The sequence below is a fragment of the Paeniglutamicibacter sulfureus genome (assembly GCF_039535115.1).
GTDB classification, from domain to species: domain Bacteria; phylum Actinomycetota; class Actinomycetes; order Actinomycetales; family Micrococcaceae; genus Paeniglutamicibacter; species Paeniglutamicibacter sulfureus.
Window position 1 is genome coordinate 829,012 of the sequence record NZ_BAAAWO010000001.1, and the last position, 25,593, is coordinate 854,604.

The window sequence follows — 25,593 nt, forward strand, 5'->3', positions numbered from 1 at the left end:
CCAGCATCCATGCATTTTTCTGTGCTGACGGCCGTAAAGCTGGCCGGCTCACATCGACACACGCAATGTGAAAATTGTGGAAACCTTATGGAAATACTTGAAGTTCGACACCGGACACAGGCTGAGGGAATCGAGCGCATGCACGCGGCCAACCTGCTGGACGGCACCGTTCCATGTCCCCGAAATCTCGAAGCATTGACGCCAACCAAGCGACGGGAATCGAAGTTGCCATCCAGCTCGAGGCAGCACCGACTACCGCGCACCAGCCAGACGGTTTGGCCGATCGGCCATGATTATTCCAACGCTCCTTGCCCGAGAATGCGGGTGCCGTGGGCAGGGGAAATATCTAGTGACCCGCAGGCAGTCAAGTAGCCGGCGCTTACCCAACGAAGCATTCATTCGCTTGCCCAGCACGGCCAGGCCTCGCGCGGTGGATGCCTGGCTATTTTCGTAGTCCAATCGGACACGGAGTCGCGAAGTGTTCTTACTCGGCAGGTATGTTTGCCGATATCCGCCTAGCGCATCGATGCGACACCAACGGTCGCTTCCGGGTGTTCCTTGCCTGTGGTTTCGACCGGCACGCAGACTTCCCGTACGTCCCGGATCGCACGGGGAGTCCACCCATTAAGTCGACTGATCGTCTCCGTGATTGGTGCCGCGCATCGAGAAGCCGAGGATTCTGGTCATCCGAGGAGGTGGGGCGGAAGGAGGGTTTGCCAGGATGCCGACGGCCAGTCGACGGCTGCCGGCCGTCACTACGTGTTGCGGGAGTGGTGTTCGGTTATTCGGCGAGGGGTAGTCCACCCAATACGGATGAGCCATCGATGGGTCGCTTATTTTCCAGTGGCCACACCACTTCGGCCACCTTGCCAATGACACGATCCGTGTCAATCATGCCGCCACCTGGCGCGCCCATCAGCGCACGCGAATCCTCGGATACCGAGCGATGGTCGCCCATGACCCATAGACGACCCTCGGGTACGTGCACATCGAATTCCACGTCACTCGGTGTGTCCCCGACATGGACATAGTGCTCGTCCACGGGGACACCGTTGATGCTCAGGCGCCCATCCGGGCCGCAGCAGCTGACGGTGTCGCCCCCGACTCCGATGACGCGCTTTACATAGACCGAATCTCCTCCGGCCAGGCGCAGTGCCCAGGCCAGTGAATCCAGGGCAGTGGGACGCTGGTAGGGCAGGAACGAGCCGCGGCCGTCGAAGATGACCACATCTCCGCGTTGGATCTCGGCGTCCTTGTAGGCAAGCCGGTTCACCAGCAAGCCCTCACCCGGGTTCAACGTGGATTCCATGGAAGTGGATCCAATGTAGAAGAAGTCAACGACGGTGGCGCGAACGCCAAGGGTGATCACCGCCGCCGCAGCAAGCGCGCCTACGGCAAAGCGCCAGCCCCTCGAAGGGGACCGGCGCTTTGTCGAAGCGGAAAAACGTTCCGATTCAGTAGTTTGATCCACGATGGATCCCCATCCTGGCCATCCGAAGGATGGCTTGGATAGAGGTTCTCGCTTTTCTGGCTACTTGGCAGACCGGAAGTCGCGCTTTTCGCGGATCTTCGCAGCCTTGCCGTGGCGATCGCGCATGTAGAACAGCTTCGCGCGGCGAACGTCGCCACGGGTTACCAGTTCGACCTTATCCAGAACCGGGGAGTGTACCGGGAAGGTACGCTCTACGCCGACGCCGAAGGAGACCTTGCGAACGGTGAAGGTTTCGCGAACGCCGTCGCCCTGGCGACCAAGGACGAAGCCCTGGAATACCTGGACACGGGAGTTCTTGCCTTCGATGATGTTGACGTGAACCTTGACGGTGTCACCGGCGCGGAAGTCCGGGACATCGCTGCGCAGCGAGGCTGCGTCGACAGAGTCGAGAATACGCATGAATGCATCTCCTAGGCAGACGCCGCAGGTCATCTACCTTAGACACGGACCGTAATTGTCCCTCATGAAGCGCGAAGGCGTCGAGGGAAAGATGTGGCGGTCCGGAGCTTGGTACCGCGATCCGTTTGCGGATCGGCGGTAGGTCGGACTGTTGATTCGTTCCCCCTGCGGCAGGAGCAGAACCCAGTAGACCCAAGAATCCATTTTGCCACACTCCGGGGCAAGCTGCGATGTTCCTTCCTTACAGCCAGGTCCGTCAAAGCTCGATTGGCCTCGGGTCTCCGCCTTGAACGCCGGCACCATGGCCGAATCGTGCCCATCAAATCGGTGCCGCTCATTTAGATTCCACTGGAAATATTGCCGCTGACCGCGCAGAAGGCCGGATAATCCACCTGGGTTGGCCCCGAAGGGGTAATCGCCGGCACTTCGGACCCAGAAGCGCGGAGGCCCGGTAAAGGACCAGGGCCCACCGCGCCGGTGCGCAAGGTCACACTCGATGCCGGATTGAATGTTGTGATAGTTTCACTTACGACCACACGGGTGCCCTTGCAGGGGCTGAGATCGAGCTGAAGCAGCAAGAGACCGTTGAACCTGTCCGGGTAATGCCGGCGAAGGAAGTGAGTACTCCTTGAGCAACACCATTTCAATGCACAGCCCTGTCCAAAACGCCTCGGAAGCAGCCGAAATCCAGTCCCTGAAGTCCCATTCCCTGGCTTATCTCGAGGACGCAGAATCGGGGATCCGGGTCCCGGTCACCGAAATCGCCTTGGAGCCGTCCCCCGGAGGCACGGCCAACGCCCCGCTGCGGGTGTATCGCACCGCCGGTCCCGGCAGTGACCCGGTCGTGGGCTTGCCGCCCTTCCGCGGCGAGTGGATCGCGGATCGTTCGGACACCGAGGCCTATGGCGGTCGGGAGCGGAACCTGCTCGATGACGGCAAGTCTGCATTGCGCCGCGGAGCGGCATCGGCCGAATGGAAGGGAGCACGGCACCAGCCGCGGCGCGCGGAACCCGGAAAACGCGTGACCCAAATGCACTACGCCCGCCGGGGAATCATCACCCCCGAAATGCGCTTTGTGGCGTTGCGCGAGAACTGCGACGTGGAACTGGTGCGCAGCGAGGTCGCTGCGGGCAGGGCCATCATCCCGTCAAACATCAACCACCCCGAGTCCGAGCCAATGATCATCGGCAAGGCGTTCCTGGTGAAGATCAATGCCAATATCGGCAACTCGGCGGTCACCAGCTCCATCGCCGAGGAGGTGGACAAGCTCCAGTGGGCCACCCAGTGGGGTGCCGACACCGTGATGGACCTGTCCACCGGCGATGACATCCACACCACCCGCGAATGGCTGATCCGCAACGCCCCGGTGCCCATCGGCACCGTCCCGATCTACCAGGCACTGGAAAAGGTCAACGGCGAGGCCAACGCACTGACCTGGGAAATCTACCGCGACACCGTGATCGAGCAGTGCGAACAGGGCGTCGACTACATGACCGTCCACGCCGGCGTGCTGTTGCGCTATGTGCCGCTGTCGGCCAACCGCGTGACCGGCATCGTCTCGCGCGGCGGGGCCATCATGGCCGGCTGGTGCCTGGCGCACCACCAGGAGAATTTCCTCTACACCCACTTCGACGAGCTGTGCGAGATCTTCGCGAAGTACGACGTGGCGTTTTCCCTGGGTGACGGTCTGCGCCCGGGGTCCATCGCCGACGCCAACGACGCAGCGCAGTTCGCCGAGCTGGACACCCTGGCCGAACTGACCAAGCGCGCCTGGAAGTACGACGTGCAGGTCATGGTCGAGGGCCCCGGGCACATCCCCTTCCACCTGGTGCGGGAGAACGTGGAGCGCCAGCAGGAGCTGTGCGAGGGCGCTCCGTTCTACACGCTTGGTCCGTTGGTCACCGACATTGCGCCCGGTTATGACCACATCACCAGCGCCATCGGCGCCACGGAGATAGCCCGCTACGGCACCGCGATGCTCTGCTATGTCACGCCCAAGGAACACTTGGGGCTGCCCAACAAGGACGACGTGAAGACCGGCGTGATCACCTACAAGATCGCAGCCCACGCCGCGGATCTGGCCAAGGGGCACCCGGGTGCATCCGTACGCGACGACGCGCTGAGCAAGGCGCGCTTCGAGTTCCGCTGGCGCGACCAGTTCGCCCTGTCGCTGGACCCGGTCACGGCCGAGTCGTTCCACGACGAGACGCTGCCTGCAGAACCGGCCAAGACCGCGCACTTCTGTTCCATGTGCGGGCCGAAGTTCTGCTCCATGCGCATCAGCCAGGACATCCGGGACGAATACGGTTCGGCCGATTCGCAGGCCGCCATCGCAGAAATGGTCAGCGGGATGCGCGAAAAAAGCCAGGAATTCCTGGCCGCCGGAGGCAAGGTCTATCTGCCCGAGCTCGAGGTACCGAGCAAGGCGTAGCATCCCCGACCCCATGTAGTCCCCCCAACGGGAACCTGCCCGAACGGATGCGTCTTCCCCGGGTTCACCCTGCGTTCAACGCGGGGAAGACGCGTTCATTGTGGCGGGTTGAACTCCGTAATCCCGTGGCCACTCACCTCGGCGTCGTCCCGGACTAGGATGGGTCCATGTCCAACCGACATTCACCTTCCGCATTGATCACAGGGGCGCTGGTTGCCGCCATCCTTGGTTTGGGTGCCTGCAGCATCCCCACGACGGGCGTCCGGGAATCTTCGACGCCACGGGCAAGCACGTCGGATAACGGGACCGTCGACGTGACGGCGCCGGAGGAATCCCTGGTCGCGGCGGCGGTGGCCAATGACGCCGAGCAGGTACGAAGACTGCTCGATGCCGGGGCTTCGGCCAACTACCGCGGCACCGATGGCCGGCCGGTGCTGGTCTCCGCAACCCGCGCCAACGCAGTGGACGCGGCCCGGGAACTGATCCGTCGGGGGGCCGACGTGAATGCCAAGGATCAGATCTCGGATTCGGCATTCCTGTATGCCGGGGCGGAGGGGCTCAACGACATCCTGAAACTCACGCTGGAAAACGGTGCGGATGTGGGAAGCACCAATCGCTACGGCGGCACCGCGCTGATTCCCGCCTGCGAACACGCCCACGTCGAAACCGTAAGGCTGCTCCTGGACGCCAAGGTCGCCGTCGACCACGTGAATGATCTTGGGTGGACCTGCCTTCTGGAGGCCGTCATTTTGGGCACAGGTGGTCCCGAACACCAGGAAGTGGTGCGTCTGGTCATCGACGCCGGCGCGGACGTCTCCATTGCGGATTCCGATGGGACCACGGCGCTCGAGCATGCCCGCCGGGGACGGCAAAGCGCGGTGGTCGGCCTCCTGGAAAGTGCCGAACCACCGCGCTAGGCGGCCTACAATCGCGTGGGCCTTAGGCGAGCTCGTCCTTCGGAATGATCTTGCCCTCGGATATGGCAAAGCCGCTGTGCCACAGGGTGTCGCGGTCGTGCCGGTTCAGCGTGGAGGGATCCAGCTGCACGATCAAGTCGGGGCGGCGGGACGCGGTGCGCTCAAGCTGCTTGTTGCGGCGGAAGCGGGCGATCTTGCCGTGGTTGCCGGAGAGCAGCACCTCGGGGACCTCCCGGCCCTCCCAGGTTCCGGGCTTGGTGTACACGGGGTACTCCAGCAATCCGTCGGAGTGCGACTCCTCGACCAGCGACTCCGGGTTTCCAATGACGCCGGGAATCAGCCGGCCAATGGCCTCCACCATGGCCAGGACCGCCACCTCTCCCCCGTTGAGCACGTAGTCACCGATCGAAACCGGGCGGACGTCGAACGCCTCTGCGGCGTGTTCCAGGACCCGCTCGTCGATGCCCTCGTATCGGCCGCAGGCAAAGGCCAGGTGCTCGGCTTCGGCCAGCTCGTAGGCCATGGCCTGGTTGAAGACCGCGCCGGCCGGCGAGGGGACGACCAAGATGGGCTTGTTCCCGGAGGTTGCGGAAAGCGGGGACTCGGTGGCGATCCTGTCCAGGACCGCGCCCCAGGGTTCAGGCTTCATAACCATGCCGGCACCGCCGCCGTAGGGGGTGTCGTCCACGGTGCGGTGGCGATCGTGGGTGTGGTCGCGCAGATCGTGCACGTTCAAATCCAGCACCTTTTCCCGCCTGGCCTTGCCGATCAGCGACAGGTCCAGGGCAGCGAGGTACTCCGGGAAAATCGAGACAACGTCAATGCGCATCGGGCCTAGGCTTCCTCTGCCGGTGCGTTGGTGTCAGCGACGTCTTCGCGATTGATGTCGAACAGGCCGGCAGGCGGGGTCATCAGGATGTAGCCGCCGGCGATGTTGACCTCGGGCACGATGCTCTCCACGAACGGGACGTAGATCTCGTCGCCTTCGGTGGATTCGACAACCAGCAAATCCTGGACATTGCCGGTGCGCAGCGCGGTGACCTTGCCGACGACCTTCTCCCCCACGCGGGCTTCCAGGTCCACGAGCTCGTGCTCGTACCAGCCCTCGGAATCGTCCTCGACCTCGTCGGTGTCGATGAACAGCTTGGCTCCACGCATCGTTTCCGCGGTGTTGCGGTCAAGCAGCTCCTCGAAGGCCAGCAACAGGATTTCCTTGTTCCAGCGGGCACCCTCGACGGTGAGCTTCTTGACGGTGGGGTGCTCGACCTCGAAGACGGCACCCGGGGCAAAACGATCTTCGGGTGCGTCGGTGAGGACCTGCACCGTCACCTCTCCGCGGATACCGTGCGGCTTGCCAATGCGGGCGACCTGGAGGCGCATGCGTTTTCTCCTTGAATACAAATCGGTGGTTTGCCGGCCTTGGCCGGCAGGGGCGTGCGTTCAGGGGACCTACATCCCGTGAACACACTTTTCTAGGTTCAATCTTACGTGCGACTTGGTGGTTGCAGGCTCCTCGCCGCTGACGGCTGCGTTGCACGTCGGGGCTTAAACCACTTTGGTCCCACGATCCGTCATGGATCGTGGGACCAAAGCCAGACAAGGCTGTGTGGTGAGGCTGGCTACCGGCGACGGTCCGTGTCGACTACGTCAACACGAATCGGTTCCTCCGCCAGAGCGGCTACCACGGTGCGCAGCGCCTTGGCGGTGCGACCTTGACGGCCAATGACCCGACCGAGATCCTCGGGGTGCACACGCACCTCGAGAATGTCACCGCGACGATTCCCCTTCAACGCAACCTGTACGTCTTCCGGGGTGTCTACGATGCCACGTACCAGGTGATCCAGCGCATCAACGAGCACTGGCTACTCGGCCTCGGTTGCTTCTGCCTCGACCTCGGCCCCGGCAGCCGGCTTCTCGGCCTTCTTGGTGATGGCCTCGGGCAGGATGACCGAACCCTTCTCCGGAACAACGAATGCCGGCTTGGCTTCCTTGACGCGCAAGGTGCCTTCCTGGCCTTCGATGCCCTTGAACTTCTGCCAGTCACCGGTGATCTTCAAGATCGCGGCAACCTGCTCGGTCGGCTGGGCGCCGACGGAGAGCCAGTACTGCGCGCGGTCGGACTTGACCTCGATGAACGAAGGCTCTTCGGTCGGGTGGTACTTGCCGATTTCTTCAATCGCACGGCCATCGCGCTTGGAGCGCGCATCCATGACGACGATACGGTAGTAAGGGGCGCGAATCTTGCCGAAACGCTTCAGACGAATTTTAACGGCCACGGTAGTGGTCACTCCTGTTTTCTCAACATGTGCGAATCCCTGTTTCTGCACCCGTGGGGCGGGCCATACCGCAGATCTTCAAAAGGACAGGATTCAACGCGGAGAGAGGGGCCACATCAAATCGAGTACCTGTCCATTATGCCAGAAAGTTTTGGACTGACGGGACATGTCACGTCATTTCCAGAGACCCGTGTCCGATGGCACAGCAACCACGGACGTTTGCATCGGTTCCGGTTGCCGATCGCAACAGCCGCGGGCAGCCATCCGCCCACGAGGGCAGCCACGAACCGCGGCTCAAGATCCAGGATCGGTGAGTCCCCTTCACCGGCGCCAGCAGAGGTTCGCCGGCCAGAGCCTGAACGGCCACTTGCCCTTGGTATATTCGGTGTCCGTCCGGGGCCTGTTCGACGTCCCGGGATCAAGGAGGAACAGGGATTTCGATGGCACCGGCCGACAAATGGAAGCGCGCCCAGCCCGATGACCCGTTCTGGGTCCAGCAATGTGAGGGCCTGCGGGCTGAACACGTGGCTCCCCTCAACGAGCTGATCGGCCGACTTGGTGATGGCAAGGACGGAGTGCGACTACCGTTGGCAGCCCCGTGGCACGGCGGGATTCACGCCCCTGCCCTGATGGTGCTCAATGACGCGGGCGAACCACGGGACGAAACCAGGTTCATGTGCATCAGGAACCCGGACCGCGCAGCGGACCGCCAACGTCACCTGATGACGGAGTTCGACATCGATCCGGCGGATCTCTGCCACTGGAACGGCTATCCCTGGCCACGCCTTGATCCCAAGCGGGACCTGACGCCGGAGCAGTCGCTCGAAGGGGGAAGGGCGCTCTTGGAGGTCATGGGGCTCATGACGGAGTTGAGGATGCTGTTGCTCTTGGGGCGCAAGGCGCAGGACGCCGCGGACGCGGTTCTCCCGGAGATCGTGTCCGGCTATCCGGACCTGCACATTGTGCGTTCACTTCACCCGTTGGGCGCCAAGCGGACCGTCGACCGGGAGGAACAGAAACGCGTCTGGGCTGGAATCGCCAGCCGATTGCGTGAAGGCAAGCAGGATTCTTGACGCCCTCTGGCGGTGACGCATGCCAGCATCCCGACTCCCCGCGTTCCCGGCACTTGGCCGGGAACGACCCAGTGACGCGTGATACGTCAGCCCCTCCGGGCTACGGGTTCGGCTTCTGGCCGTGCCATGCTTGTGGTTCGACCCCCTCGAAAGATTCATGAGAGAACCCTTCATGCCCCGCAAGATGATCGACCCCGAATTCAGGAACTCGCAGGAATCGGAGTTGTGGGCTGAACACGTTGCACCCCTCAATTCCCTGGTTCAGGACCTGCGCGCCATTTCCCCGGAAGGCGCCGGAACCGTCCCCTTCGTTGCACCCCTTCACGGCGGCACCGATGCCACCGTCCTGTGCCTGATGCCGGCCCCGGACGCTGCAAACCGTGCCGAGACCGGCGAGGACATCGTTTCCAGCGAGGACGACACTGCCACCGCGGAGGCGTTGTCCACGTTGCTGGACGAGTCCGGAATCGATACCAAGGAAGTCGTGCTTTGGCACGCCTTCCCCTGGTACCGGGCCGAGGGTGCTTCCGGGCGGCTCACGGGTGCCGAGCAGAACGCCGGAGTCGATCCCATGGGCAAGCTGTTGCGCCTGGTTCCCAATCTCCGGGCGGTCATCCTGATGGGCAAGGGCCCGGAGGAATTCTGGGCAAAGGTCGCCAAGAAGTCACCGCAGGCGGTTTCACGCATCACTGCCATCCCCAGTTTCTCCCCCGCCCCGCTGTCCCTCAGCGGCACCACGGCCCAGCGGACCGAACGCATTGCCCGACGTTCACAGGCCATGCGCGAGGCCCGCAAGATCGTCCAGGCCCCGCGCGGCCCCGCCGGACCCCGCCGCGAGACCATGGTCCGGGCCGAGGACCTTGGGCCCGAGCACCTGCGCCGCGTGATCGAGGTCAGTGACGGCAACCAGACCCTGCATGGCCCGCTGCTCAAGGCCTTCCAGCCGAGCCCGGAGTGGCGCGTGACGCTGACGGTGGATGTGGCCGGACAGCGCCGGGCACTTGGCGTCACGGCCGACACCTGGGTGCGGGTCTACCGCGGCGCCGGCATCCGCTAGCAGCGCCCGGCTCGTTCCCGAGCACAAAAATGCCTGTCCGTCGAAGAGTGCTCTTCCGACGGACAGGCATTTTCAGGTGGTCCCGAGGTGGCCAATTTGATCAGCCACGCCGCATGGCGGTTATTTCGATACCTTGCGTACGGGGTCAAGGATCGTTTCGCCCGCCGACTTCGTGCGCTTTTCGGCGCGCTTCTCCTTGATGGACTTCGAGGGTTTCTTGGCCTCGGCCTTACGCGGTGACTTCGACATTTTGTACCGTCCTAGCCGGGAATGCTCGGCATTCCCAAAAGTTAGGGGAAAGTACCCCTACCGCCACACCATACGCTGTATTGCCGCGAACTTGGCCGGACCTGCCGGATTCCGCTCACGGCACCATGTGAACGTCGGTCCATGGACAGCAGGTCATCGGGCAAGCCAGGCCCGGGCCGCGGCGACCAAGGCGTCGATGCCCACGTTCAGGGTCGGCTGGATCCGCGGGGCAAAATGCGGTGAATGGTTCGACGGAACGCCCTCCGGCATCCTTCCGGTGGCGGCAAAATCCTTGATCAGGCCAGGGTCCTCCCCACCCAGCAGCCAGTACACCAGCGGCACCCCCGCTGCCGTGGCGAGAACACCGACATCCTCGCTGCCTGCCACCGCACCCGGGTCAATGACCTTCCCCGCACCGAGTCGCTCGACGAGCGCCGCGGTCACCCGCGCCGATGCATCCAGGTCGTTGACGGTCAGCGGGAAATGTTCCTCCAGCGCGATCACCGGTTCCCTGGGCGACCCCGAGGCCATGGCCTCCCCGCGCACGACCCGTTCGATGGAACCGAGCATCTTGGCGCGCACGCTCTCGTCAAAGGTCCGCACGCTCAGGCCCAGGGTGGCCTGCGCGGCGATGATGTTGTTCTTGGTGCCCGCATGGATCTGCCCGACGGTGAGCACCGCCTGATCGCTGGCGGCAAGTTCCCGCGAGACGATGCCCTGCAGGCGCATGGTGGTGGCTGCCGCCAAAAGCACCGGGTCCACGGTGGTTTCGGGCCGCGAACCGTGCCCGCCGGACCCATGCAGGGTGATATTCAGCGAATCGGCCGAGGCCATGGCAACGCCGGGGCGCAGTCCGATCCATCCCGCGGGGAACGGCGCAACGTGTTGTCCGAGCACCACGTCCGGTGCCGGCACCATATCGAAGAGCCCGGCGTCAACCATCGCTTGGGCCCCGCCGCCTGCTTCCTCGGCCGGCTGGAAGAGTGCCAGCAGCGTCCCGGACCACGAGCCGCGCTCGCCCGCAAGTCTTTCCACGGCTCCCAGCAGGCAGGTGACGTGCACGTCGTGGCCGCAGGCATGCATGACGGGTACCAGGCGTCCGTCTGGGCCGATGCCCGTGGCGGTGCTGGCATATTCCAGGCCGGTCGCCTCCAGAACCGGCAAGCCGTCCATGTCCGCGCGCAGCATGACCGTCGGCCCTGGCCCGTTTGCCAGGACCCCGACCACCCCGGTGCCTCCAATGCCTTCCTGGACTTCCAGTCCAAGTTCACGCAGGTGCCCGGAAACAATTCCGGCCGTGCGGTGTTCCTGGAAAGAAAGTTCGGGGTTGGCGTGCAGGTCGCGGTACAGGCTCTCGACGTCGATGCTCATGGGCACGAGTCTATGGCCCCAATCCCCGACAGTGAATGGCAATGGTGTTTCTCCGTGCGCGGGCCCATCGGCCACGGGATTCCCCCGCAGCAGTGCTGCCGCTCCCTTCGGGCAGGTGGCGATCCTCGTGCTGATCCAGCTCGGCGGCCTTGGCATCATGTCCTTCGCTTCGCTGCTCGGGGTGTTGATGGCCAGGAGATTGGGGCTCAAGTCCCGCATCCAGACTGCGGCGGAAACCCAGAGCACGGGCTTCGGCGACGTGCGCTCGGTGCTGCTGGGCCTCATGCGCATCACCGTGGCAACCAAACTTGTCGTGGCCCTGGCACTCACCCTGCGTTTCGCTGCGGGGCCGGGCAACCCCTGGGGCCACTGCCTGTGGCTGGGCGCCTTCCACGCCGTTTCCGCGTTCAACGATGCCGGGTTCGCACTCTTCAGCGAAGGTCGCTGCACTGGACCATGAACACCAAGCTGGTGGTCTACTGTTCGGTGGCCCTGCTGGCCGCCGGCACCGCGTTCATCTGCGCCCTGGAATGGGCAAACCCCAAGACCCTGGGCGCGCTGTCCACGGTGGACACGCTGCTGGCCGGATTCTTCCAGTCGGTCATGACCCGCACCGCCGGATTCAACTCGCTGGACTTCGGCCAGATGGTCCCGGCGACTTGGCTGGGCGTCGACGTCCTGATGTTCATTGGCGGCGGCCCGGGGGCACCGCGGGCGGGCTGAAGATCACCACGTTCGCCGAGATCATCGTGGCCGGGGCGACAGCCGCCGCGGAAGGCTTCGCCGCGCTGCTTTAGCTGTGAGTTCCCTTGGAATCTTCTCCGCGGGCGGGGCCCGGCAAACAGGACGCCTTCCGGCGCACTGTCGCGCCGGCAGGTGCCCGCGCAGGCCAACGGGGGGCCTGCCGGCGGCCCCGGACGCGAATACCGGACGCCGCCCGGTCCGCTAAAGTTTACAAGTACTATGGATGACCCCCCTTCCCACATGCCCTTGCCCCTCCACCGCTGCGCCGGATTGATTCCGACCACCACCGGAGAGGGGCGCCCCCATGCATGAGTTGATCATGATCGGCATCGGCCTGCTCCTGACCGTTGGCACCGGCTTGTTCGTTGCCTCCGAATTCGCCTTGGTCAACCTTGACCGCCACGAACTCGAGGCCCGCGCCGAGCGCGGCGAAAAACGGCTGGGCACCACCATCAAGGCCCTGAAGATCACCTCCACCCATCTCTCCAGCGCACAGCTGGGAATCACCCTCACCACCCTGCTGACCGGCTACACCTTCGAGCCAGCCATCAGCTCGCTGCTGCGCGGCCCGCTGCTGGGCGCTGGCGTCCCGGCGGCCGTCGTCCCCGGCGTCGGCGCAGTGATCGGCATCTTCCTGGCCACCGTGTTCTCGATGATCATCGGCGAACTGGTGCCCAAGAACTTCGCCCTCGCGCTGCCGCTGGCCACCGCCAAGGTGGTGGTGCCTTTCCAGGCGGCCTTTACCGCGGTGTTCAAACCGGTGATCCTGATGTTCAACAACACCGCCAACTCCATCATCCGCTCCTTCGGCATCGAGCCCAAGGAGGAGCTCTCCGGGGCGCGGACCGCCGAGGAGCTTAGCTCCCTGGTCCGCCGCTCCGCGCTGGAGGGCCTGCTGGACACCGACCACGCGACGCTGCTGCACCGCACGCTGCGCTTCTCCGAGCACACCGCGGCCGACGTGATGACTCCGCGCGTGCGCATGAGCGCCGTCGAGGCGACGGCCAGCGCGCAGGACATCGTCGAGACCGCCACGCTCACCGGGTTCTCCCGCTTCCCCGTCATCGGGCGGGACCGCGACGAGATCCTCGGCGTTGTACACCTCAAGCAGGCGTTCGCGATCCCGCTGGAAGCCCGCGGAACCGTGGCCGCCACCGAGCTGATGGTCGCCCCGCTGATGGTGCCCGAGTCCATGGGCGTCGACTCGCTGCTGGGGCGCCTGCGCACCCACGGCCTGCAGGTCGCCATCGTCTCGGACGAGCACGGCGGCACCGCCGGCATCGTGACGCTCGAGGACCTCGTGGAGGAACTCGTCGGCGAACTCGAGGACGAGCACGACCGCGCCCGGGTCGGCGTGCTGACGACCGGGCGCTCGGTCACCTTCGATGCCTCGCTGCGCCCCGACGAGCTGTTGGACCGCACCGGCATCACGGTGCCCGACGGCGAGGACTACGACACCGTCGCCGGCTTCGTCGCCGACGAGCTGGACAGGATCCCGGAGCCCGGGGACGAGGTCCACCTGCACGGCGGAACGCTGCGGGTCGAGCGCGTCGTGGGCACCCACGTCCAGCGCCTGAAGTTCACCCCCGACCTGACATCCCAGGACCGCAACGCCGACGATTCGACCCAGGAGCAGACCCGATGAGCGAGTACCTACCCGGAATCATCTGGCTCGTCGTCCTGCTGGTCATCAACGCCTTCTTCGTCGGCGCCGAATTCGCCGTGATCTCCGCCCGCCGCTCGCAAATCGAGCCGATGGCGGAGGCCGGCTCCAAGGCGGCCAAGACCACGCTGTGGGCCATGGAGCACGCGACGCTGATGCTGGCCACCAGCCAGCTGGGCATCACCGTGTGTTCGCTGGTCATCCTGAACGTCTCCGAACCGGCGATCCACCACCTGCTGGAAATCCCGCTGGGACTGACCACGCTCTCGGCGGAGGCCATCGGCATCATCGCCTTCATCGCGGCGCTGCTGCTGGTCACCTTCCTGCACGTGGTCCTCGGCGAGATGGTCCCGAAGAACATCTCTTTCTCGGTGCCCACGCGCGCGGCCCTGCTGCTGGCTCCCCCGCTGGTGCTCGTGGCCCGGATCTTCAAGCCGGTGATCTGGACACTGAACGGGATCGCAAACGCCGTGCTGCGGCTGTTCAAGGTCGAGCCCAAGGACGAGGCCGCCAGCGCCTTCACCCTGGACGAGGTGGCGGGCATCGTCGCACAGTCGACCCGCGACGGGGTGCTCTCAGATGCCAGCGGCACGCTGGGCAAGGCCTTCGAGTTCACCGCCAAGAAGGTCTCCGACGTCGAGGTGCCGGTCGGCGAAATGGTGTTCCTGCCGCAGGGTTCCTCCCCGGCCGACATCCAGTCCACCGTGGCCGAGCACGGCTATTCCCGCTACATCCTGGTGAACCCGGACGGCGAACCCACGGGCTACCTTCACCTCAAGGACGTCATGGACCTCACCACGCCGGAGGCCTTCGCCTCCGCGGTCCCGGCCAAGCGGATTCGGGCCCTGGCCTCGGTCTATGGCGCGAGCGAGCTGGAGGACGCGCTGGCTGCCATGCGCCGCACCGGGTCCCACGTGGCCCGCGTATTTGACGCCGAGGGCGCCACCACCGGGGTGCTCTTCCTGGAGGACATCATCGAGGAACTGGTCGGCGAGGTGCAGGACGCCACCAGCGCCTAGTTCGTCCACCGCCGCATACGCGACGGGAGCGGTCCGACCCCCACCGGGCGTTGGACCGCTCCCGTTTTTCCTGCCAATTCGGGACGCTAGGGACGCTGCGTGATCGAATCGATCGCCCTTGCGGCATCCTTGGCAAGTTCCTTGGGCATCGGCGCGCTCTTGGCCGAGTCGGCCGCGACCTTCTGCCCCTCGTCGCTGACAACATAGTGGCCGAAGGCCTTGACCAGTTCCACCGTGTTCGGATCGGTGTAGCCGCTGCACACGATGAAATAGGAGACCAGAACCAACGGGTAGGCGCCGGCCTTGGTGGTGCTGCGGTCAAGTTCCAGGGCAATGTCGTTGGCGCCGCGGCCGGGGACCCGGTGCGAGGCGGTGACGGCGATGGCCGCCGACTCGCCGCTGACGGCTACGAAGGAATCGCCCACCTTCAGCTTTCCCTTGCCAAGCGTTTTGTCAACGAGCGAATCATCGGCGTAGGTCACCGCTCCCTCGGTGCGGGCCACCGTGGTGACGACCCCGGAGTTTCCCTGGGCCTGCTCACTCCCCAGCCCGCCGGGCCAGGAGCCCGAAGGATCGTGCTCCCAGTTTTCGGGCGCGGCGGCATGCAGGTAGTCGGTGAAGTTCTCGGTGGTGCCCGAGTCGTCCGAGCGGGCGACAGCGGTCAGGGGGACATCGGGGATGGCCACGCCCGGATTCAGCGCCGTGATGGCGGGGTCCTGCCACGAGGTGATCTTGCCACCGAAGATCTTGGCAATGGTTGCCGCATCGAAGTTCAGTTCCTTGACCCCCGGCAGGTTGAAGGCCACGGAAATCGGCGAGATGTAGGTGGGGATGTTGATGGCCCCCTCCGGTCCGCAGGTCTCCTGGGAGCGGGCGACTTCCGATTCCTTGAGGTAGGCGTCGGAGCCGGCGAAGTTGGTGGCGCCGGCCAGCAGTCCCGCGCGTCCCGCGCCTGAACCCACGGAAGCGTATTGCACCTGCACCTTGGGGTGCATCGTGGCGAATCCGCCAATCCACGCGTTCATGGCGGAGTTCTGGGCACTGGATCCGCCGCCCGTGACGGTCCCGGAGAGGTTGGAGGAGTTGTTCTCCGCCGCCTGGCGTTGCGCCTCGCCCAAGGGGTAGTCGGCACCGCAGCCGGTGAGCAGCAGGCCGAGGCCAAGCCCCGTCGCCACACGTCGAATCGACGGGGCATTGAAGCGGGGCCCGGTGACCATGGGTTTTTTCGCCTGGTGCGGCAAGGAGTCCTCCTGGTTAACAACTGATGAACAGCAACTAGTCGACCATAACGCGACCGGTCGACGCCACCCGAACTGGCGGGTCGCGTGTTCTGTTAAGCAGGGGAAAATTCCGACGGTCCATGGACACGCCGCCAACCGCGGGCGCAGTTTACTGCCTGCGATCGGGTGGCGGAGGCGCGGTGGCCGGATGCACCGGGTGCTTCCTTGGTGTCGTTGCACCAGGCGCATCGGGAACCGCCGTTTTCGGCCCGGGCTTTTCCCCGATGACGACGTTGCCATGGGACCAGTCCAGAAAACGACTCCGACAGTTTGGTGTCGGGAAGGTACCGCCCCGGAGCGGAGGCGAGGCGGTCTCCGGACTATTCCTCCCGGGTACCGACCAGTTCGGCGTGTCCGTGCCGCGTTCCGGTGGCGAATCCTAGGGCCAGCGGCTCGGGGGTGTCACAGCAGGACCCGGATTCCGTTTCCGGTGTGCCGCAGCCGGCCGCGGCTTCGGCGGGAACCGGTGTGTCGCAGGACCCGCCAAGGTCGGTGGAGCACACGCCGGTTTCGGGCAGTTGCAGCGCGACGTTGTCGGCGGCCGCCCGGTCCCCGGCCAGGGCGGCGGCGATGGAGCGGACCTGCTCATAGCCGGTGGCCATCAGGAAGGTCGGGGCCCGGCCGTAGCTTTTCATGCCAACGATGTAGAAGCCTGGTTCGGGGTGGGCCAGGACGCGCTCACCGTGGGCGGAGACGGTCCCGCAGCTGTGGAACTCGGGGTCGATGAGCGGGCCCAGCGCGCGCGGGGCCTCCACGATCGCCTCCAGGTCGAGCCGCAGCTCCGAGAGCATGGCCAGGTTCGGGCGGAAGCCGGTGGCCGGCACGACCAAGTCGACCACCAGGCTACGGCCATCGGCGAGGTTCACGCTCAACCCGTCTGCCTGTTCCAGGGAGGTGACGGCGAGGTTTTCCAGGATGGTGATGTCGCCGTTTTCCACAAAGCGGCGCAGCGAAGTGCCCAGCTGGCCGCGGGCGGGCAGCTGGTCGGCCGCGCCGCCGCCGTAGAGCTTGACGGGGTTGGCCGGCCCGCGCAAGCCCCACAGCACGGTGGTTTCCGGGTGCTTCTGGCGCAGGCGCCCGAGGCTGATGAGGGTGTTGGCCGCGGAGTGCCCGGCACCAAGCACCAGGATCCGCTTGCCGGCGAAGTGCCCCAGGTCCGATCCCAACGGGTCCGGCAACGGCGCGGTGATGCTGCCGCTGGCCCTGGCCGCTGCCTCCCCGATGGCCTCGATGCCGGAGCGTCCCACCGGGTTGGGGTTCCCCCAGGTTCCCGACGCATCGATGACCGCCCGGGCCATGATGTCCTCGATGCCCCGGGCGGTGGCAGTGCGCACCAAGAAGAGCGCATCGTCGCGACCGGCCGAGCGGGTCTTGTCCGCGCTCCTGCCGTCGGCCTGGACGCGGGTGACAAGCAGGACGCGGTGCCCGTAGCTGATATGCGGGGCCATGCCGGGGTGTTCGGCCAGGGGCCGGAGGTAGTCGCCGATCATCTGTGCGCCGGTGGGGAGCTTGGTTTCACGCGGGGCTTCCCAATCCCCGGCGTAGCCGTCGCCGGGGGTTTCCAGCAACCGGCGCGCGGCTGCATCGATGTTGTAGCGCCAGGTGGAGAAGAGCCTGATGTGTCCCCAAGCCTGCATCGCAGCACCCGGGCCGGTTCCGGCCTCCAGGACGCGCACCTCCTGGTTGCGTTCGAGAAGGTGCGCGGCGGCGGCAAGGCCGATCGGTCCGGCACCAATGATGACGACTGGGTGGGTCTGCTTCATGGTCTGCTGCTCCTGGCGTTCACTGCGGGTGCTCCGTGCTGGCGCGTTCGTCAAGGCCGGGGGAAACGTCTTTTCGGCGGCCGGTGCGTGCCACCAGGATCTTCCATCCCAATCCATACATCGACGAACTTCGATATGTCGAGTATCGTTGCAGATATCGATGATTGTCAATCTCCGGCCCGGAGCCGGAAGAAAGCGATGGATGCGCCCATGTCCACCTTGGCCGACCCCCAATACCGCGAGCATGGCCCCGCGGCCGACGGCGTCGCGCGGGCTGCATGCTGCGTTTCCGCCCCGGGACAGGAGACCCTCGAGGCGACCGAGGCCGAGGCCCTGGCCGGGCGCTTCAAGGCGCTCGCCGACCCCAACCGCCTGCGCATCCTCTCCATCGTTTCCTCGTCCCCCGGGGCCGAGACCTGCGTCTGCGACCTGTCCGAGCCCCTGGGCCTGAGCCAGCCGACAGTCTCCCACCACCTGAAGATCATGGTCGAGGCCGGCCTGCTGCACCGCGAAAAGCGGGGGGTCTGGGCCTACTTTTCACTGGTTCCCGGCGCGCTGGATTCCCTGGCCGCAACCCTGAAACCGAAGGCATGATGATGGAAGAGAATCCACGCGCACCGCGCAAGCCCTCCGTCCTGTTCGTCTGCGTCAAGAACGGCGGCAAGTCCCAGATGGCCGCCGGGCTCATGAAGCACGAGGCGGGCAACGACGTGGACGTCAGCTCCGCGGGAACCAAGCCCGGGGCCGCGATCAACGGTCTTTCCGCCGAGGTCCTCCAGGACCTGGGCATCGACATCAGCGCGGAGCGGCCCAAGGCGCTGACCGAGGAGAACATGCGGGCAGCCGGTTTGGTGGTGGTCCTGGGTGCCGAGGCCAAGGTCCCGGTACTCGACGGGGTCAGGGTGGAAACCTGGGAAACCCAAGAACCAAGCGCCCGCGGCATCGAGGGCAGGGAGCGCATGGAACTGGTGCGCGATGACATCCATGCCCGGGTCAGGGACCTCGCGGCCCGGCTGCTGGGCACCGAGAACAGCTAAGCGGACGAGGGAACCCTAGCCCTCGTCGATCCAGCGTGACAGGGATTCGAGAATCAGCTCCAGGCCGATCCCAAACTCGTCGCCGAAGTCATATCCCGGCTGCAGCACGTGTTCCGTCGCGATTTCCATGAGGTGCGGGTACTCGCCCGAGGCGAACATCTGCACGATGGGATCGGTGACGCTCGCGGCCGTGTCGGGCCCGGTAAACGGCAACGCGGCTTCCTGCATGGCGAAGCCGTAGGTGTAGCTGTCCAACAACGCATAGGCGTGGGCAGCGGACTTGACGGAGAACCCAGCGGCGCGCAGGACGCCGAGGGTCGCATCGTGGTGGCGAAGCGTCGCCGGGCCGGGGGCGGTGCGCGACTCCAGTAACCCGATGGCCCATGGATGGCGCCCCAGCGCTTCACGCACCGAGCCCGCGCGGCGGCGCATCTCGTTGCTCCACTCCCCGCCTACCGTCGGGACATCGATTTCCGCATAGACCATGTCGACGAGCGCATCCAGGATCTCCCCCTTGTTGGCCACGTAGTAGTAGAGGGACATGGGCTTCACCTCCAAGGCCGTTGCCAGCGACCGCATGGTCAGGGCCCCCATGCCGTCCCGGTCGGCAATCGAAACGGCGCAGGTGAGAACACGTTCCCGATTGAGCGGGGTGCGGGCGGTCGATTTTTCCCGGATTTCCTTGGACTTCATGGCCCGATCCTATCGCATTTTCGTACAATGTAAGTTAGTCTCTCGTACTAAGTAAGGTTTCGACTCGCGAGGCCTTGCATCCCGGAAGGAAACGCCATGACCGGCGCCAAGCGACATCCAGCACGAGGACTCGAAACGAACGGAACCATTCCGCCCCAACGCTCGATGCGGGCCATCGCGCAGGACCGCTACGGGGATGCCGAGGTGCTCCACGAGGCGCACCTGCCCATTCCCGTGCCGCGGGACAACGAGGTGCTGGTCCGGGTGCACGCCGCCGGCCTGGACCGCGGAACCTGGCATGTCATGACCGGCACGCCGCTGCTCATGCGCCTGGCCTTCGGGTTCCGCGGGCCCCGGAACCCCGTTCCCGGCCTTGACCTTGCCGGAACGGTGGTGGGGATGGGCTCCGCTGTCACCGGCTTTGCGGTGGGCGACGCGGTCCACGGATTCGGGCAGGGCACCTTCGCCGAGTACGCGGTGGCCAGGGAGGACAGGCTGGCCGCCAAGCCCGCCAGCCTCGACTTCGCCCAGGCAGCGGTTATCCCGGTGTCGGCAGCCACCGCACTCCAGGCACTTCGCCTGGGACGCATTGCCGCCGGCCAGCGGGTCCTGGTCATCGGGGCCTCGGGCGGGGTCGGAAGCTATGCGGTGCAACTGGCCAAGGCCCTGGGCGCCGAGGTCACCGGCGTCGCCGGGCCGGCCAAGCAGGACCTGGTGCGCACGTTGGGCGCCGACCACGCCATCGACCGCAGCCGCGAGGACTTTGCCGAGAGAACCGGGCACTACGACCTGATCGTGGACATCGCCGGAAACCCGACCCTGGGCAGGTTGCGCAAGGCGCTGGCACCCAAGGGCACTGCCATTATTGTCGGCGGAGAGGGCGCCGGCAGGTGGCTGGGGATGGGCCGGCAGTTTCGAGCCGTCGCACTTTCGCCCTTCATCGGCCAGCGCCTGGCCATGCTCGCATCCGCCCAGCGCGCCGCCGATCTGGAGGAGCTGGCCGGATTCATCGAATCCGGTGCCGTGCGCCCCCACCTCGACAAGTCGTTTCCGCTGGCGCGGGTGCCCGAGGCCATGCAGCACCTGGTGGCGGGCAAGGCCCGCGGCAAGATCGCCATCATCATTTAGCCTCCGCCGCCACGAATTCCGTGCCCCCACCTCTCTCCCCCAACCCCGCTTCACTTCGCGAAAGACGAACGCCATGACCAACCCACCAGCACCCCCACTTCAGACACCGCCCGTCGGACACATGCCGGGAATCCATCTGGCCCTGCTGCTGTTCGGGGCGCTGCTGATTCCCGCCTCCCTCGGAGCCCTGGCCATCAAGGAGTTCCGCGACCTTGACCTGTCCGCGCTGCTGATTGCCGCCGGGATCGCCCTGGGCATCGTGGCCATCCTCGTCGGCGCCGCGGGGCTGGGCCGCGGCATCGGAATCGGCGCCCCGCAGGCAAGCGCCCTGCCCGGGCCGGTCCCGGCGACGCCGGTGCACCTCTCCGGGCACCTGGACCCGGGGCTTTCGCGCTGGATGTGGCTGGTGAAGTGGATCCTGGCCATCCCGCACGTGGTGGTGCTGGCCCTGCTGTGGGTTGCCTTCCTGGTGGTGACCGTCGCCGCGGGACTGGTGATCCTGGTGACCGGGCGGTATCCGGCCTCGTGGTTCCAGTTCTCCGTCGGGGTGCTGCGCTGGCAATGGCGGGTGTCGTTCTACGCCTACGGGGTGCTGGGCACCGACAGCTACCCGCCGTTCACGCTGGCGCGCGGTCCTTATCCCGCCCAATTCGACGTCTTCTATCCGGCACGGCTTTCGCGTTGGAAGGTGCTGGTGAAGTCCTGGCTGCTCGCCCTGCCGCACCTTTTGGTCATCGCGGCGCTCTCCGGCGGCTCCTGGGACACGGAGGAGGCCGGGATATCCTTGCTCGGCCTGCTGGTCCTCATCGCCGGAGTCGTCCTGCTGGTCACCGGCACCTACCGCCGGGGGCTGTTCGACCTGCTGCTGGGGCTGAACCGCTGGATCCAACGGACCGTGGCCTATACCTCGCTGCTGACCGACGCCTATCCCCCGTTCCGACTGGACCAGGGTCCCGGGGAGCCGGCGGCATATCCCGGGGAACCGGGGCCATCCGGCGCCGACACCCGGTCCCTCTAGCCAGGGCCGGGCGCCGTCGCGGGTTCCAGGCGCACGATGATTGCCTTGGACACCGGGGTGTTGGACCCCTGGGCCGTCGCTGCCAGGGGAACGAGCACGTTGGCCTCGGGGAAATAGGTCGCAGCGCAGCCGCGGGCGCTGGGGTAGGAAATGATCCGCAATCCGCGCAGCACCCGATCCACCCCGTCGCCGGCTTCCGAGTGCACGTCCACGTAGCCGCCGTCGGCCAGGTGCAGCGCGGCCAGGTCCTGCGGGTTCACGAAGATGACGTTGCGTCCCTTGTGCACACCGCGGTACCTGTCGTTTAGCGAGTAGGTGGTGGTGTTGAACTGGTCGTGCGAGCGCAGGGACTGCAGGATCAGCCGATCCTTGGGCAGTCTGATGGTCGCCAGCTCGTTGACCGTGATCACCGCCTTGCCACTCGGGGTCGGGAAGCGCCGCTCGTCCCGCGGCGGGTGGGGAAGCACAAAGCCCCCGGGCCGGCGCACCTTCGCGTTGTAGTCGGCGCAGCCGCCCACCACGCGCGAGATGTGCTCGCGGACGTTGTCGTAGTTTTCCTCGAAGCCCTCCCAGCCGATGGGGTGTTCGGGCCCCAGCACCCGGCGGGCCAGGCGCGACACGATGGCGACCTCCGAGAGCATCTTGTCCGAGACGGGCATGACCCGCCCCTGGGAGGCGTGCACCGCGCAGACCGTGTCCTCCACGGTGACGAACTGGACCCCGGATTTCTGCACGTCGATGTCGCTGCGCCCCAGGGTGGGCAGGATCAGGGCGGCGGCCCCGGTGTATGCGTGGGAGCGGTTGAGCTTGGTGGAGATCTGCACCGAGAGCCGCGTGGCTGCAATGGCGTCCTGGGCGGCGTTGGTGTCGGAAATTGCGTGGACGAGGTTCCCGCCCAGGGCGATCAGCACCTTGATCCGCCCCGCGGCCATGCCCTGGATGCTCTGCACCGCGTCGCACCCGTGTTCCCGCGGCGGTTCGAAGTCGAACTCGGCCGCCAGCCTGTCCATGAAGGAGCGCGGCATCCGCTCCCAGATGCCCATGGTCCGGTCCCCCTGGACGTTGGAGTGCCCGCGGATGGGGCAGGGCCCGGCGCCGGGGCGACCGATGTTCCCGCGCAGCAGCAGCACGTTCATGATTTCCTTGATCGTGTCCACCGCCTTGGTGTGCTGGGTCAGCCCCATGGCCCAGGTGATGATGACCCGGTCGGCCAGCAGGTAGCGCCGGGCCAGGTCGTCGATCTGCGCGCTGTCCAGGCCGGTGGCCGCCAGCACGTCGGCCTCCTCCAGGGTGGAAAGGTGGCGGCGGTACTCCTCGAGCCCGATGCAGTGCTCGGCGAGGAAGTCGTGGGCCAGCACCGAGCCGGGAGCTGCGTCCTCGGCCTCGAAGACCCGCTTGGCCACCGCTTGCATCAGCGCCATGTCCCCGGCCAGGCGGATCTGCAGGTAGGCATCGGCCAGGTCCGTGCCCCGTCCGACCAGGCCGCGCGGGCGCTGCGGGTTCCTGAAGTTGATCAGTCCGGCCTCCGGCAGCGGGTTGATCGCAACGATGGAGGCCCCGGCCTCCTTGGCCTCCTCCAGCGCGGTGAGCATCCGCGGGTGGTTGGTGCCGGGGTTCTGCCCCATGATGATGATCAGGTCGGCCTTGGCGAAGTCCTCGTACTGGACCGCGCTCTTGCCCACCCCGATGCTCTCGGTCATGGCCACTCCCGTGGATTCGTGGCACATGTTCGAGCAGTCGGGCAGGTTGTTGGTGCCGAAGGCGCGCGCGAAAAGCTGGTAGGTGAAGGCTACCTCGTTGCTGGCCCGGCCCGAGGTGTAGAAGGTCGCCTCGTCGGGGGAAGCCAGCGCGTGCAGTTCCCTGGCGATCAGGCCGAAGGCGTTCTCCCAGGAGACCGGTCGGTAGTGCTCGCTGTTGGGGGGCTTGTAGACAGGTTCGACCAGGCGGCCCTGTTGCCCCAGCCAGTACTCACTGCGTTCCTTGAGCTCGGAGACCGGGTGCCCGGCCCAAAATTCGGTGGGCACCTTCAGCGGGTCGGCCTCCCAGGCCACCGCCTTGGCCCCGTTCTCGCAGAACTCGGCGACCTTGCGGTGCGGCGGATCGGGCCAGGCGCAGCTCATGCAGTCAAAGCCGTCCTTCTGGTTCATGTGCAGCAGCGTACCGGCCGCCCGCCGCGGACCCATTTCCCCCAGGGCCAGCGGAATGGACGCCAACAGCCCCGGAAGGCCCCCGGCGCTGCGCTTGGGCGGGCCCACCGCCAGGTTCTCGTCGGTGACGTCGTCCTTCAGCGGCTTGCCTGCCATGGGAATCAGAGCCCCTTCGTCGGACCTCCCGCGGCCCGGTCGGAATACGCTCCGGCACCGGGCCGAAGCCATGTGCCTTCAGGTCTAGCACCGGGACGGGTGGCATTCAAGGGCCCCGACGCGGTAGCTGTCACCCGCCGCCGATGTGAAACACTGGAGCCCGGCCCCGGATCCCCCGGAATGCCCCATTGACATGAGGAGAGCCTGGATGAAGGAACCCGCCGGGCGCCCCGGATACTCCCTGCTGGCGATCCTGCTGGTCGCCGTCGGCATCGGCCCCCTGTTGACCTATGGGCTGAGCGCCGTCAGCGCGCTGGTCATCACCGAGCTGGGAATCAGCGAGGCGCAGTTCGGGCTGCTGGCCACCGTCTGCTTTGGCGCGGGGGCCGTCGGCAATGCCGCCTTCGGCCGCTTCACCGACAAGCAACCCGATGCCCGCCTGCTGGCGCTGGTCTTCGCCCTGGCCACACTGTCCCTGTTGCTCGCCGCGATCCCCGGCGGCTACGTGCTGCTGCTGGTCGCCTCGGGCCTTGCCGGCCTGGCCCAGTCCTTCCCCAACGGCGTCACCAACCGGATCCTTGCCGAACGCGTCCCGGAAGGACAGCGCATCGGCTGGATCGGCATCAAGCAATCAGGCGTGCAGGTCAGCCAGCTGGTGGCAAGCCTCGGCTTCCCCGCCCTGGCCGCCTGGATCGGCTGGCACGGGGCCAGCGGCGCGGGTGCCGCGGCCGCGGTGCTGCTGGGCGTGGTGGCGCTGCGCGTGCTCAAGGCCGTCCCGCTGCTGCCCAAGATCCCGATACCGGTGGGCGAGGTGCCCGCCGGCGGCCCGGCCCCGGCCCCGCCCAGCACCAGGTTCCTGATCTGGGCGCTAGCCGCCTTCGGCTTCGTCAACGGCATGGGCGTGCAGGCCACCAACGTCTACCTCTCGCTCTATGCGGTGCGCGAACTCGACTTCTCCCTGGTGCTCGGCGGCGTGGCCGCCGCTGCGGCCGGGGCAATCGGCGTGGCCGCGCGCGTGGGCTGGGGACGGATGATGTCCCGCGGCATGGCGGCCCCGCCGCTTTTGCTGTTGCTTGCCCTGCTGGCGCTCGCCGGTGCCGGGGTGTTCCTGGCCGCCGGGGCCACCGGGTCGGCGCTGCTGCTCTGGCTGGCCGTGGCCCTGCACGGGGCCTCGGCCCTGGGGGTCTCGGTGGTGCTCATGGCCGCGGTGGTGCGCAGCGTCCCGTCTTCCTCGATGGGCATGGCCACCGGGATGGTCACCGCCGGGCAGTTCGGCGGCTTCACCGTGGGCCCGCTGGTCATGGGGACCCTGGTCGGCTCGGCCGGCGGCTTTGCGCTGGGGTGGACGGCCGTCGCCGGCATCTACCTGCTCTGCGTGGCCTTGGGCCTTTACCTGGTGCTGCGCCGGCGCCGGCGCAACCGGAGGGCCTCCGCCTAAGCTCGCCGGGACGCCGAGCCGCCGGGCCGCCGGGCCGGGATCCCGGAGCGCGGGGCCTGGCCCGGCCGGGGTGCGGGCCGCACCTCGGCCGGCGCCGGGCGCCGTCGACAGGTACGGGGAACCCCATTTCACGGGCACTATTCCCGGGCCTCGACAACCCTCGCCCGCGGGTGGGGGAAGCCCTACAATGTGAGCATCAGGCGAGTGGCACCGGGCCCACCGGACCCGGGACCCTCATCCCC

Annotated in this window: 25 protein-coding genes and 1 riboswitch; of the genes, 13 read left to right on the forward strand and 12 right to left on the reverse strand. The window is 66.4% G+C overall.

The window, feature by feature from the left end; genetic code table 11:
* Positions 1-781: 781 nt before the first annotated feature.
* Together lepB and rplS are read right to left on the reverse strand one after the other, a co-directional pair.
* A complete protein-coding gene (gene lepB / locus ABD687_RS03790; RefSeq protein WP_310287089.1) occupies positions 782-1,471 on the reverse strand; it encodes a signal peptidase I in 690 nt (229 codons plus the stop codon).
* Between the two features lie 60 nt (positions 1,472-1,531).
* On the reverse strand, positions 1,532-1,891 hold the full coding sequence (gene rplS, locus ABD687_RS03795; protein ID WP_264269703.1) for a 50S ribosomal protein L19: 360 nt from the start codon (positions 1,889-1,891) through the stop codon (positions 1,532-1,534).
* A gap of 526 nt (positions 1,892-2,417) precedes the next feature.
* Positions 2,418-2,525: riboswitch (TPP riboswitch) on the forward strand.
* 12 nt (positions 2,526-2,537) lie between these two features.
* Here rplS and thiC point away from each other — a divergent pair.
* Both thiC and ABD687_RS03805 read left to right on the forward strand, forming a co-directional pair.
* Positions 2,538-4,322 carry a phosphomethylpyrimidine synthase ThiC gene (thiC, locus tag ABD687_RS03800; protein WP_310293313.1) on the forward strand — a complete coding sequence of 595 codons (1,785 nt, stop codon included), beginning with the start codon at positions 2,538-2,540 and terminating at the stop codon, positions 4,320-4,322.
* A gap of 167 nt (positions 4,323-4,489) precedes the next feature.
* The gene (locus ABD687_RS03805; RefSeq protein WP_310287086.1) at positions 4,490-5,239 is read left to right on the forward strand and encodes an ankyrin repeat domain-containing protein; all 750 of its coding nucleotides are present in this window, start codon (positions 4,490-4,492) and stop codon (positions 5,237-5,239) included.
* A 22-nt stretch (positions 5,240-5,261) separates the two neighbouring features.
* Here ABD687_RS03805 and trmD read toward each other — a convergent pair whose 3' ends face one another.
* The 4 genes from trmD to rpsP form a co-directional block, all read right to left on the reverse strand.
* Positions 5,262-6,068 carry a tRNA (guanosine(37)-N1)-methyltransferase TrmD gene (gene trmD, locus ABD687_RS03810; RefSeq protein WP_310287084.1) on the reverse strand — a complete coding sequence of 269 codons (807 nt, stop codon included), beginning with the start codon at positions 6,066-6,068 and terminating at the stop codon, positions 5,262-5,264.
* Between the two features lie 5 nt (positions 6,069-6,073).
* Positions 6,074-6,619 (reverse strand): ribosome maturation factor RimM, encoded by a 546-nt coding sequence (gene rimM, locus ABD687_RS03815; protein WP_302265985.1) that lies wholly within the window; start codon positions 6,617-6,619, stop codon positions 6,074-6,076.
* A 239-nt stretch (positions 6,620-6,858) separates the two neighbouring features.
* Complete coding sequence (locus tag ABD687_RS03820; RefSeq protein WP_264269707.1) at positions 6,859-7,098, reverse strand: RNA-binding protein; 240 nt, start codon at positions 7,096-7,098, stop codon at positions 6,859-6,861.
* 3 nt (positions 7,099-7,101) lie between these two features.
* Complete coding sequence (rpsP, locus tag ABD687_RS03825) at positions 7,102-7,515, reverse strand: 30S ribosomal protein S16 (protein ID WP_310287081.1); 414 nt, start codon at positions 7,513-7,515, stop codon at positions 7,102-7,104.
* A 440-nt stretch (positions 7,516-7,955) separates the two neighbouring features.
* Between rpsP and ABD687_RS03830 the strand changes: the two genes are divergently transcribed.
* Both ABD687_RS03830 and ABD687_RS03835 read left to right on the forward strand, forming a co-directional pair.
* Positions 7,956-8,588, forward strand: coding sequence for a uracil-DNA glycosylase family protein (locus ABD687_RS03830; protein WP_302265984.1), 633 nt, complete (start codon positions 7,956-7,958; stop codon positions 8,586-8,588).
* A 157-nt stretch (positions 8,589-8,745) separates the two neighbouring features.
* Positions 8,746-9,645, forward strand: coding sequence for a uracil-DNA glycosylase family protein (locus tag ABD687_RS03835; protein WP_302265983.1), 900 nt, complete (start codon positions 8,746-8,748; stop codon positions 9,643-9,645).
* A gap of 120 nt (positions 9,646-9,765) precedes the next feature.
* Here ABD687_RS03835 and ABD687_RS03840 read toward each other — a convergent pair whose 3' ends face one another.
* Together ABD687_RS03840 and ABD687_RS03845 are read right to left on the reverse strand one after the other, a co-directional pair.
* Positions 9,766-9,894 carry a hypothetical protein gene (locus ABD687_RS03840; RefSeq protein WP_256449130.1) on the reverse strand — a complete coding sequence of 43 codons (129 nt, stop codon included), beginning with the start codon at positions 9,892-9,894 and terminating at the stop codon, positions 9,766-9,768.
* 153 nt (positions 9,895-10,047) lie between these two features.
* Positions 10,048-11,265 (reverse strand): amidohydrolase, encoded by a 1,218-nt coding sequence (locus tag ABD687_RS03845; RefSeq protein WP_310287075.1) that lies wholly within the window; start codon positions 11,263-11,265, stop codon positions 10,048-10,050.
* 127 nt (positions 11,266-11,392) lie between these two features.
* On the opposite strand from ABD687_RS03845, the gene ABD687_RS03850 reads away from it, so the two are divergent.
* The 4 genes from ABD687_RS03850 to ABD687_RS03865 all read left to right on the forward strand — a co-directional run bounded on the left by ABD687_RS03850 (position 11,393) and on the right by ABD687_RS03865 (position 14,691).
* A complete protein-coding gene (locus ABD687_RS03850) occupies positions 11,393-11,725 on the forward strand; it encodes a potassium transporter TrkG (RefSeq protein WP_310287072.1) in 333 nt (110 codons plus the stop codon).
* Positions 11,722-11,988: a potassium transporter TrkG gene (locus tag ABD687_RS03855; RefSeq protein WP_310287069.1), complete on the forward strand. Its 267-nt coding sequence runs from the start codon at positions 11,722-11,724 to the stop codon at positions 11,986-11,988. Before ABD687_RS03850 ends, ABD687_RS03855 begins: the two co-directional genes overlap by 4 nt.
* A gap of 325 nt (positions 11,989-12,313) precedes the next feature.
* Positions 12,314-13,654: a hemolysin family protein gene (locus ABD687_RS03860; protein ID WP_302265980.1), complete on the forward strand. Its 1,341-nt coding sequence runs from the start codon at positions 12,314-12,316 to the stop codon at positions 13,652-13,654.
* On the forward strand, positions 13,651-14,691 hold the full coding sequence (locus ABD687_RS03865; protein ID WP_310287065.1) for a hemolysin family protein: 1,041 nt from the start codon (positions 13,651-13,653) through the stop codon (positions 14,689-14,691). Before ABD687_RS03860 ends, ABD687_RS03865 begins: the two co-directional genes overlap by 4 nt.
* Before the next feature lie 86 nt (positions 14,692-14,777).
* On the opposite strand, the gene pstS is transcribed toward ABD687_RS03865, so the two are convergent.
* Positions 14,778-15,908 carry a phosphate ABC transporter substrate-binding protein PstS gene (gene pstS, locus ABD687_RS03870; RefSeq protein WP_310287062.1) on the reverse strand — a complete coding sequence of 377 codons (1,131 nt, stop codon included), beginning with the start codon at positions 15,906-15,908 and terminating at the stop codon, positions 14,778-14,780.
* A gap of 383 nt (positions 15,909-16,291) precedes the next feature.
* Positions 16,292-17,734, reverse strand: coding sequence for an FAD-dependent oxidoreductase (locus ABD687_RS03875; RefSeq protein ID WP_310287058.1), 1,443 nt, complete (start codon positions 17,732-17,734; stop codon positions 16,292-16,294).
* A 210-nt stretch (positions 17,735-17,944) separates the two neighbouring features.
* On the opposite strand from ABD687_RS03875, the gene ABD687_RS03880 reads away from it, so the two are divergent.
* Positions 17,945-18,328, forward strand: a complete 384-nt coding sequence (locus ABD687_RS03880) for an ArsR/SmtB family transcription factor (protein ID WP_302265976.1) — start codon at positions 17,945-17,947, stop codon at positions 18,326-18,328.
* A gap of 2 nt (positions 18,329-18,330) precedes the next feature.
* Positions 18,331-18,771, forward strand: coding sequence for an arsenate-mycothiol transferase ArsC (locus ABD687_RS03885; RefSeq protein ID WP_310287055.1), 441 nt, complete (start codon positions 18,331-18,333; stop codon positions 18,769-18,771).
* A 15-nt stretch (positions 18,772-18,786) separates the two neighbouring features.
* Here ABD687_RS03885 and ABD687_RS03890 read toward each other — a convergent pair whose 3' ends face one another.
* Complete coding sequence (locus tag ABD687_RS03890; RefSeq protein WP_310287052.1) at positions 18,787-19,464, reverse strand: TetR/AcrR family transcriptional regulator; 678 nt, start codon at positions 19,462-19,464, stop codon at positions 18,787-18,789.
* A 96-nt stretch (positions 19,465-19,560) separates the two neighbouring features.
* Between ABD687_RS03890 and ABD687_RS03895 the strand changes: the two genes are divergently transcribed.
* Together ABD687_RS03895 and ABD687_RS03900 are read left to right on the forward strand one after the other, a co-directional pair.
* The gene (locus tag ABD687_RS03895) at positions 19,561-20,592 is read left to right on the forward strand and encodes an NAD(P)-dependent alcohol dehydrogenase (protein WP_310287050.1); all 1,032 of its coding nucleotides are present in this window, start codon (positions 19,561-19,563) and stop codon (positions 20,590-20,592) included.
* Positions 20,593-20,665: 73 nt separating this feature from the next.
* Entirely contained in the window at positions 20,666-21,610 is a 945-nt protein-coding gene (locus ABD687_RS03900) for a DUF4389 domain-containing protein (protein WP_310287047.1), read from the forward strand.
* Here ABD687_RS03900 and ABD687_RS03905 read toward each other — a convergent pair.
* Complete coding sequence (locus tag ABD687_RS03905; RefSeq protein WP_310287045.1) at positions 21,607-23,913, reverse strand: FdhF/YdeP family oxidoreductase; 2,307 nt, start codon at positions 23,911-23,913, stop codon at positions 21,607-21,609. The genes ABD687_RS03900 and ABD687_RS03905 overlap by 4 nt on opposite strands.
* 208 nt (positions 23,914-24,121) lie before the next feature.
* Between ABD687_RS03905 and ABD687_RS03910 the strand changes: the two genes are divergently transcribed.
* Positions 24,122-25,351, forward strand: coding sequence for an MFS transporter (locus tag ABD687_RS03910; RefSeq protein WP_310287042.1), 1,230 nt, complete (start codon positions 24,122-24,124; stop codon positions 25,349-25,351).
* The last annotated feature ends 242 nt before the right edge of the window (positions 25,352-25,593 follow it).

Bases quoted from the DNA above. Each gene is read 5' to 3' on its own strand.
- rplS (WP_264269703.1), bottom strand. From the start codon at position 1,891: ATGCGTATTCTCGACTCTGTCGACGCAGCCTCGCTGCGCAGCGATGTC.
- thiC (WP_310293313.1), top strand. From the start codon at position 2,538: ATGCACAGCCCTGTCCAAAACGCCTCGGAAGCAGCCGAAATCCAGTCC.
- ABD687_RS03805 (WP_310287086.1), top strand. From the start codon at position 4,490: ATGTCCAACCGACATTCACCTTCCGCATTGATCACAGGGGCGCTGGTT.
- trmD (WP_310287084.1), bottom strand. From the start codon at position 6,068: ATGCGCATTGACGTTGTCTCGATTTTCCCGGAGTACCTCGCTGCCCTG.
- rimM (WP_302265985.1), bottom strand. From the start codon at position 6,619: ATGCGCCTCCAGGTCGCCCGCATTGGCAAGCCGCACGGTATCCGCGGA.
- ABD687_RS03830 (WP_302265984.1), top strand. From the start codon at position 7,956: ATGGCACCGGCCGACAAATGGAAGCGCGCCCAGCCCGATGACCCGTTC.
- ABD687_RS03835 (WP_302265983.1), top strand. From the start codon at position 8,746: ATGAGAGAACCCTTCATGCCCCGCAAGATGATCGACCCCGAATTCAGG.
- ABD687_RS03840 (WP_256449130.1), bottom strand. From the start codon at position 9,894: ATGTCGAAGTCACCGCGTAAGGCCGAGGCCAAGAAACCCTCGAAGTCC.
- ABD687_RS03845 (WP_310287075.1), bottom strand. From the start codon at position 11,265: ATGAGCATCGACGTCGAGAGCCTGTACCGCGACCTGCACGCCAACCCC.
- ABD687_RS03855 (WP_310287069.1), top strand. From the start codon at position 11,722: ATGAACACCAAGCTGGTGGTCTACTGTTCGGTGGCCCTGCTGGCCGCC.
- ABD687_RS03860 (WP_302265980.1), top strand. From the start codon at position 12,314: ATGCATGAGTTGATCATGATCGGCATCGGCCTGCTCCTGACCGTTGGC.
- ABD687_RS03865 (WP_310287065.1), top strand. From the start codon at position 13,651: ATGAGCGAGTACCTACCCGGAATCATCTGGCTCGTCGTCCTGCTGGTC.
- pstS (WP_310287062.1), bottom strand. From the start codon at position 15,908: ATGGTCACCGGGCCCCGCTTCAATGCCCCGTCGATTCGACGTGTGGCG.
- ABD687_RS03875 (WP_310287058.1), bottom strand. From the start codon at position 17,734: ATGAAGCAGACCCACCCAGTCGTCATCATTGGTGCCGGACCGATCGGC.
- ABD687_RS03880 (WP_302265976.1), top strand. From the start codon at position 17,945: ATGTCCACCTTGGCCGACCCCCAATACCGCGAGCATGGCCCCGCGGCC.
- ABD687_RS03885 (WP_310287055.1), top strand. From the start codon at position 18,331: ATGGAAGAGAATCCACGCGCACCGCGCAAGCCCTCCGTCCTGTTCGTC.
- ABD687_RS03890 (WP_310287052.1), bottom strand. From the start codon at position 19,464: ATGAAGTCCAAGGAAATCCGGGAAAAATCGACCGCCCGCACCCCGCTC.
- ABD687_RS03895 (WP_310287050.1), top strand. From the start codon at position 19,561: ATGACCGGCGCCAAGCGACATCCAGCACGAGGACTCGAAACGAACGGA.
- ABD687_RS03900 (WP_310287047.1), top strand. From the start codon at position 20,666: ATGACCAACCCACCAGCACCCCCACTTCAGACACCGCCCGTCGGACAC.
- ABD687_RS03905 (WP_310287045.1), bottom strand. From the start codon at position 23,913: ATGGCAGGCAAGCCGCTGAAGGACGACGTCACCGACGAGAACCTGGCG.
- ABD687_RS03910 (WP_310287042.1), top strand. From the start codon at position 24,122: ATGAAGGAACCCGCCGGGCGCCCCGGATACTCCCTGCTGGCGATCCTG.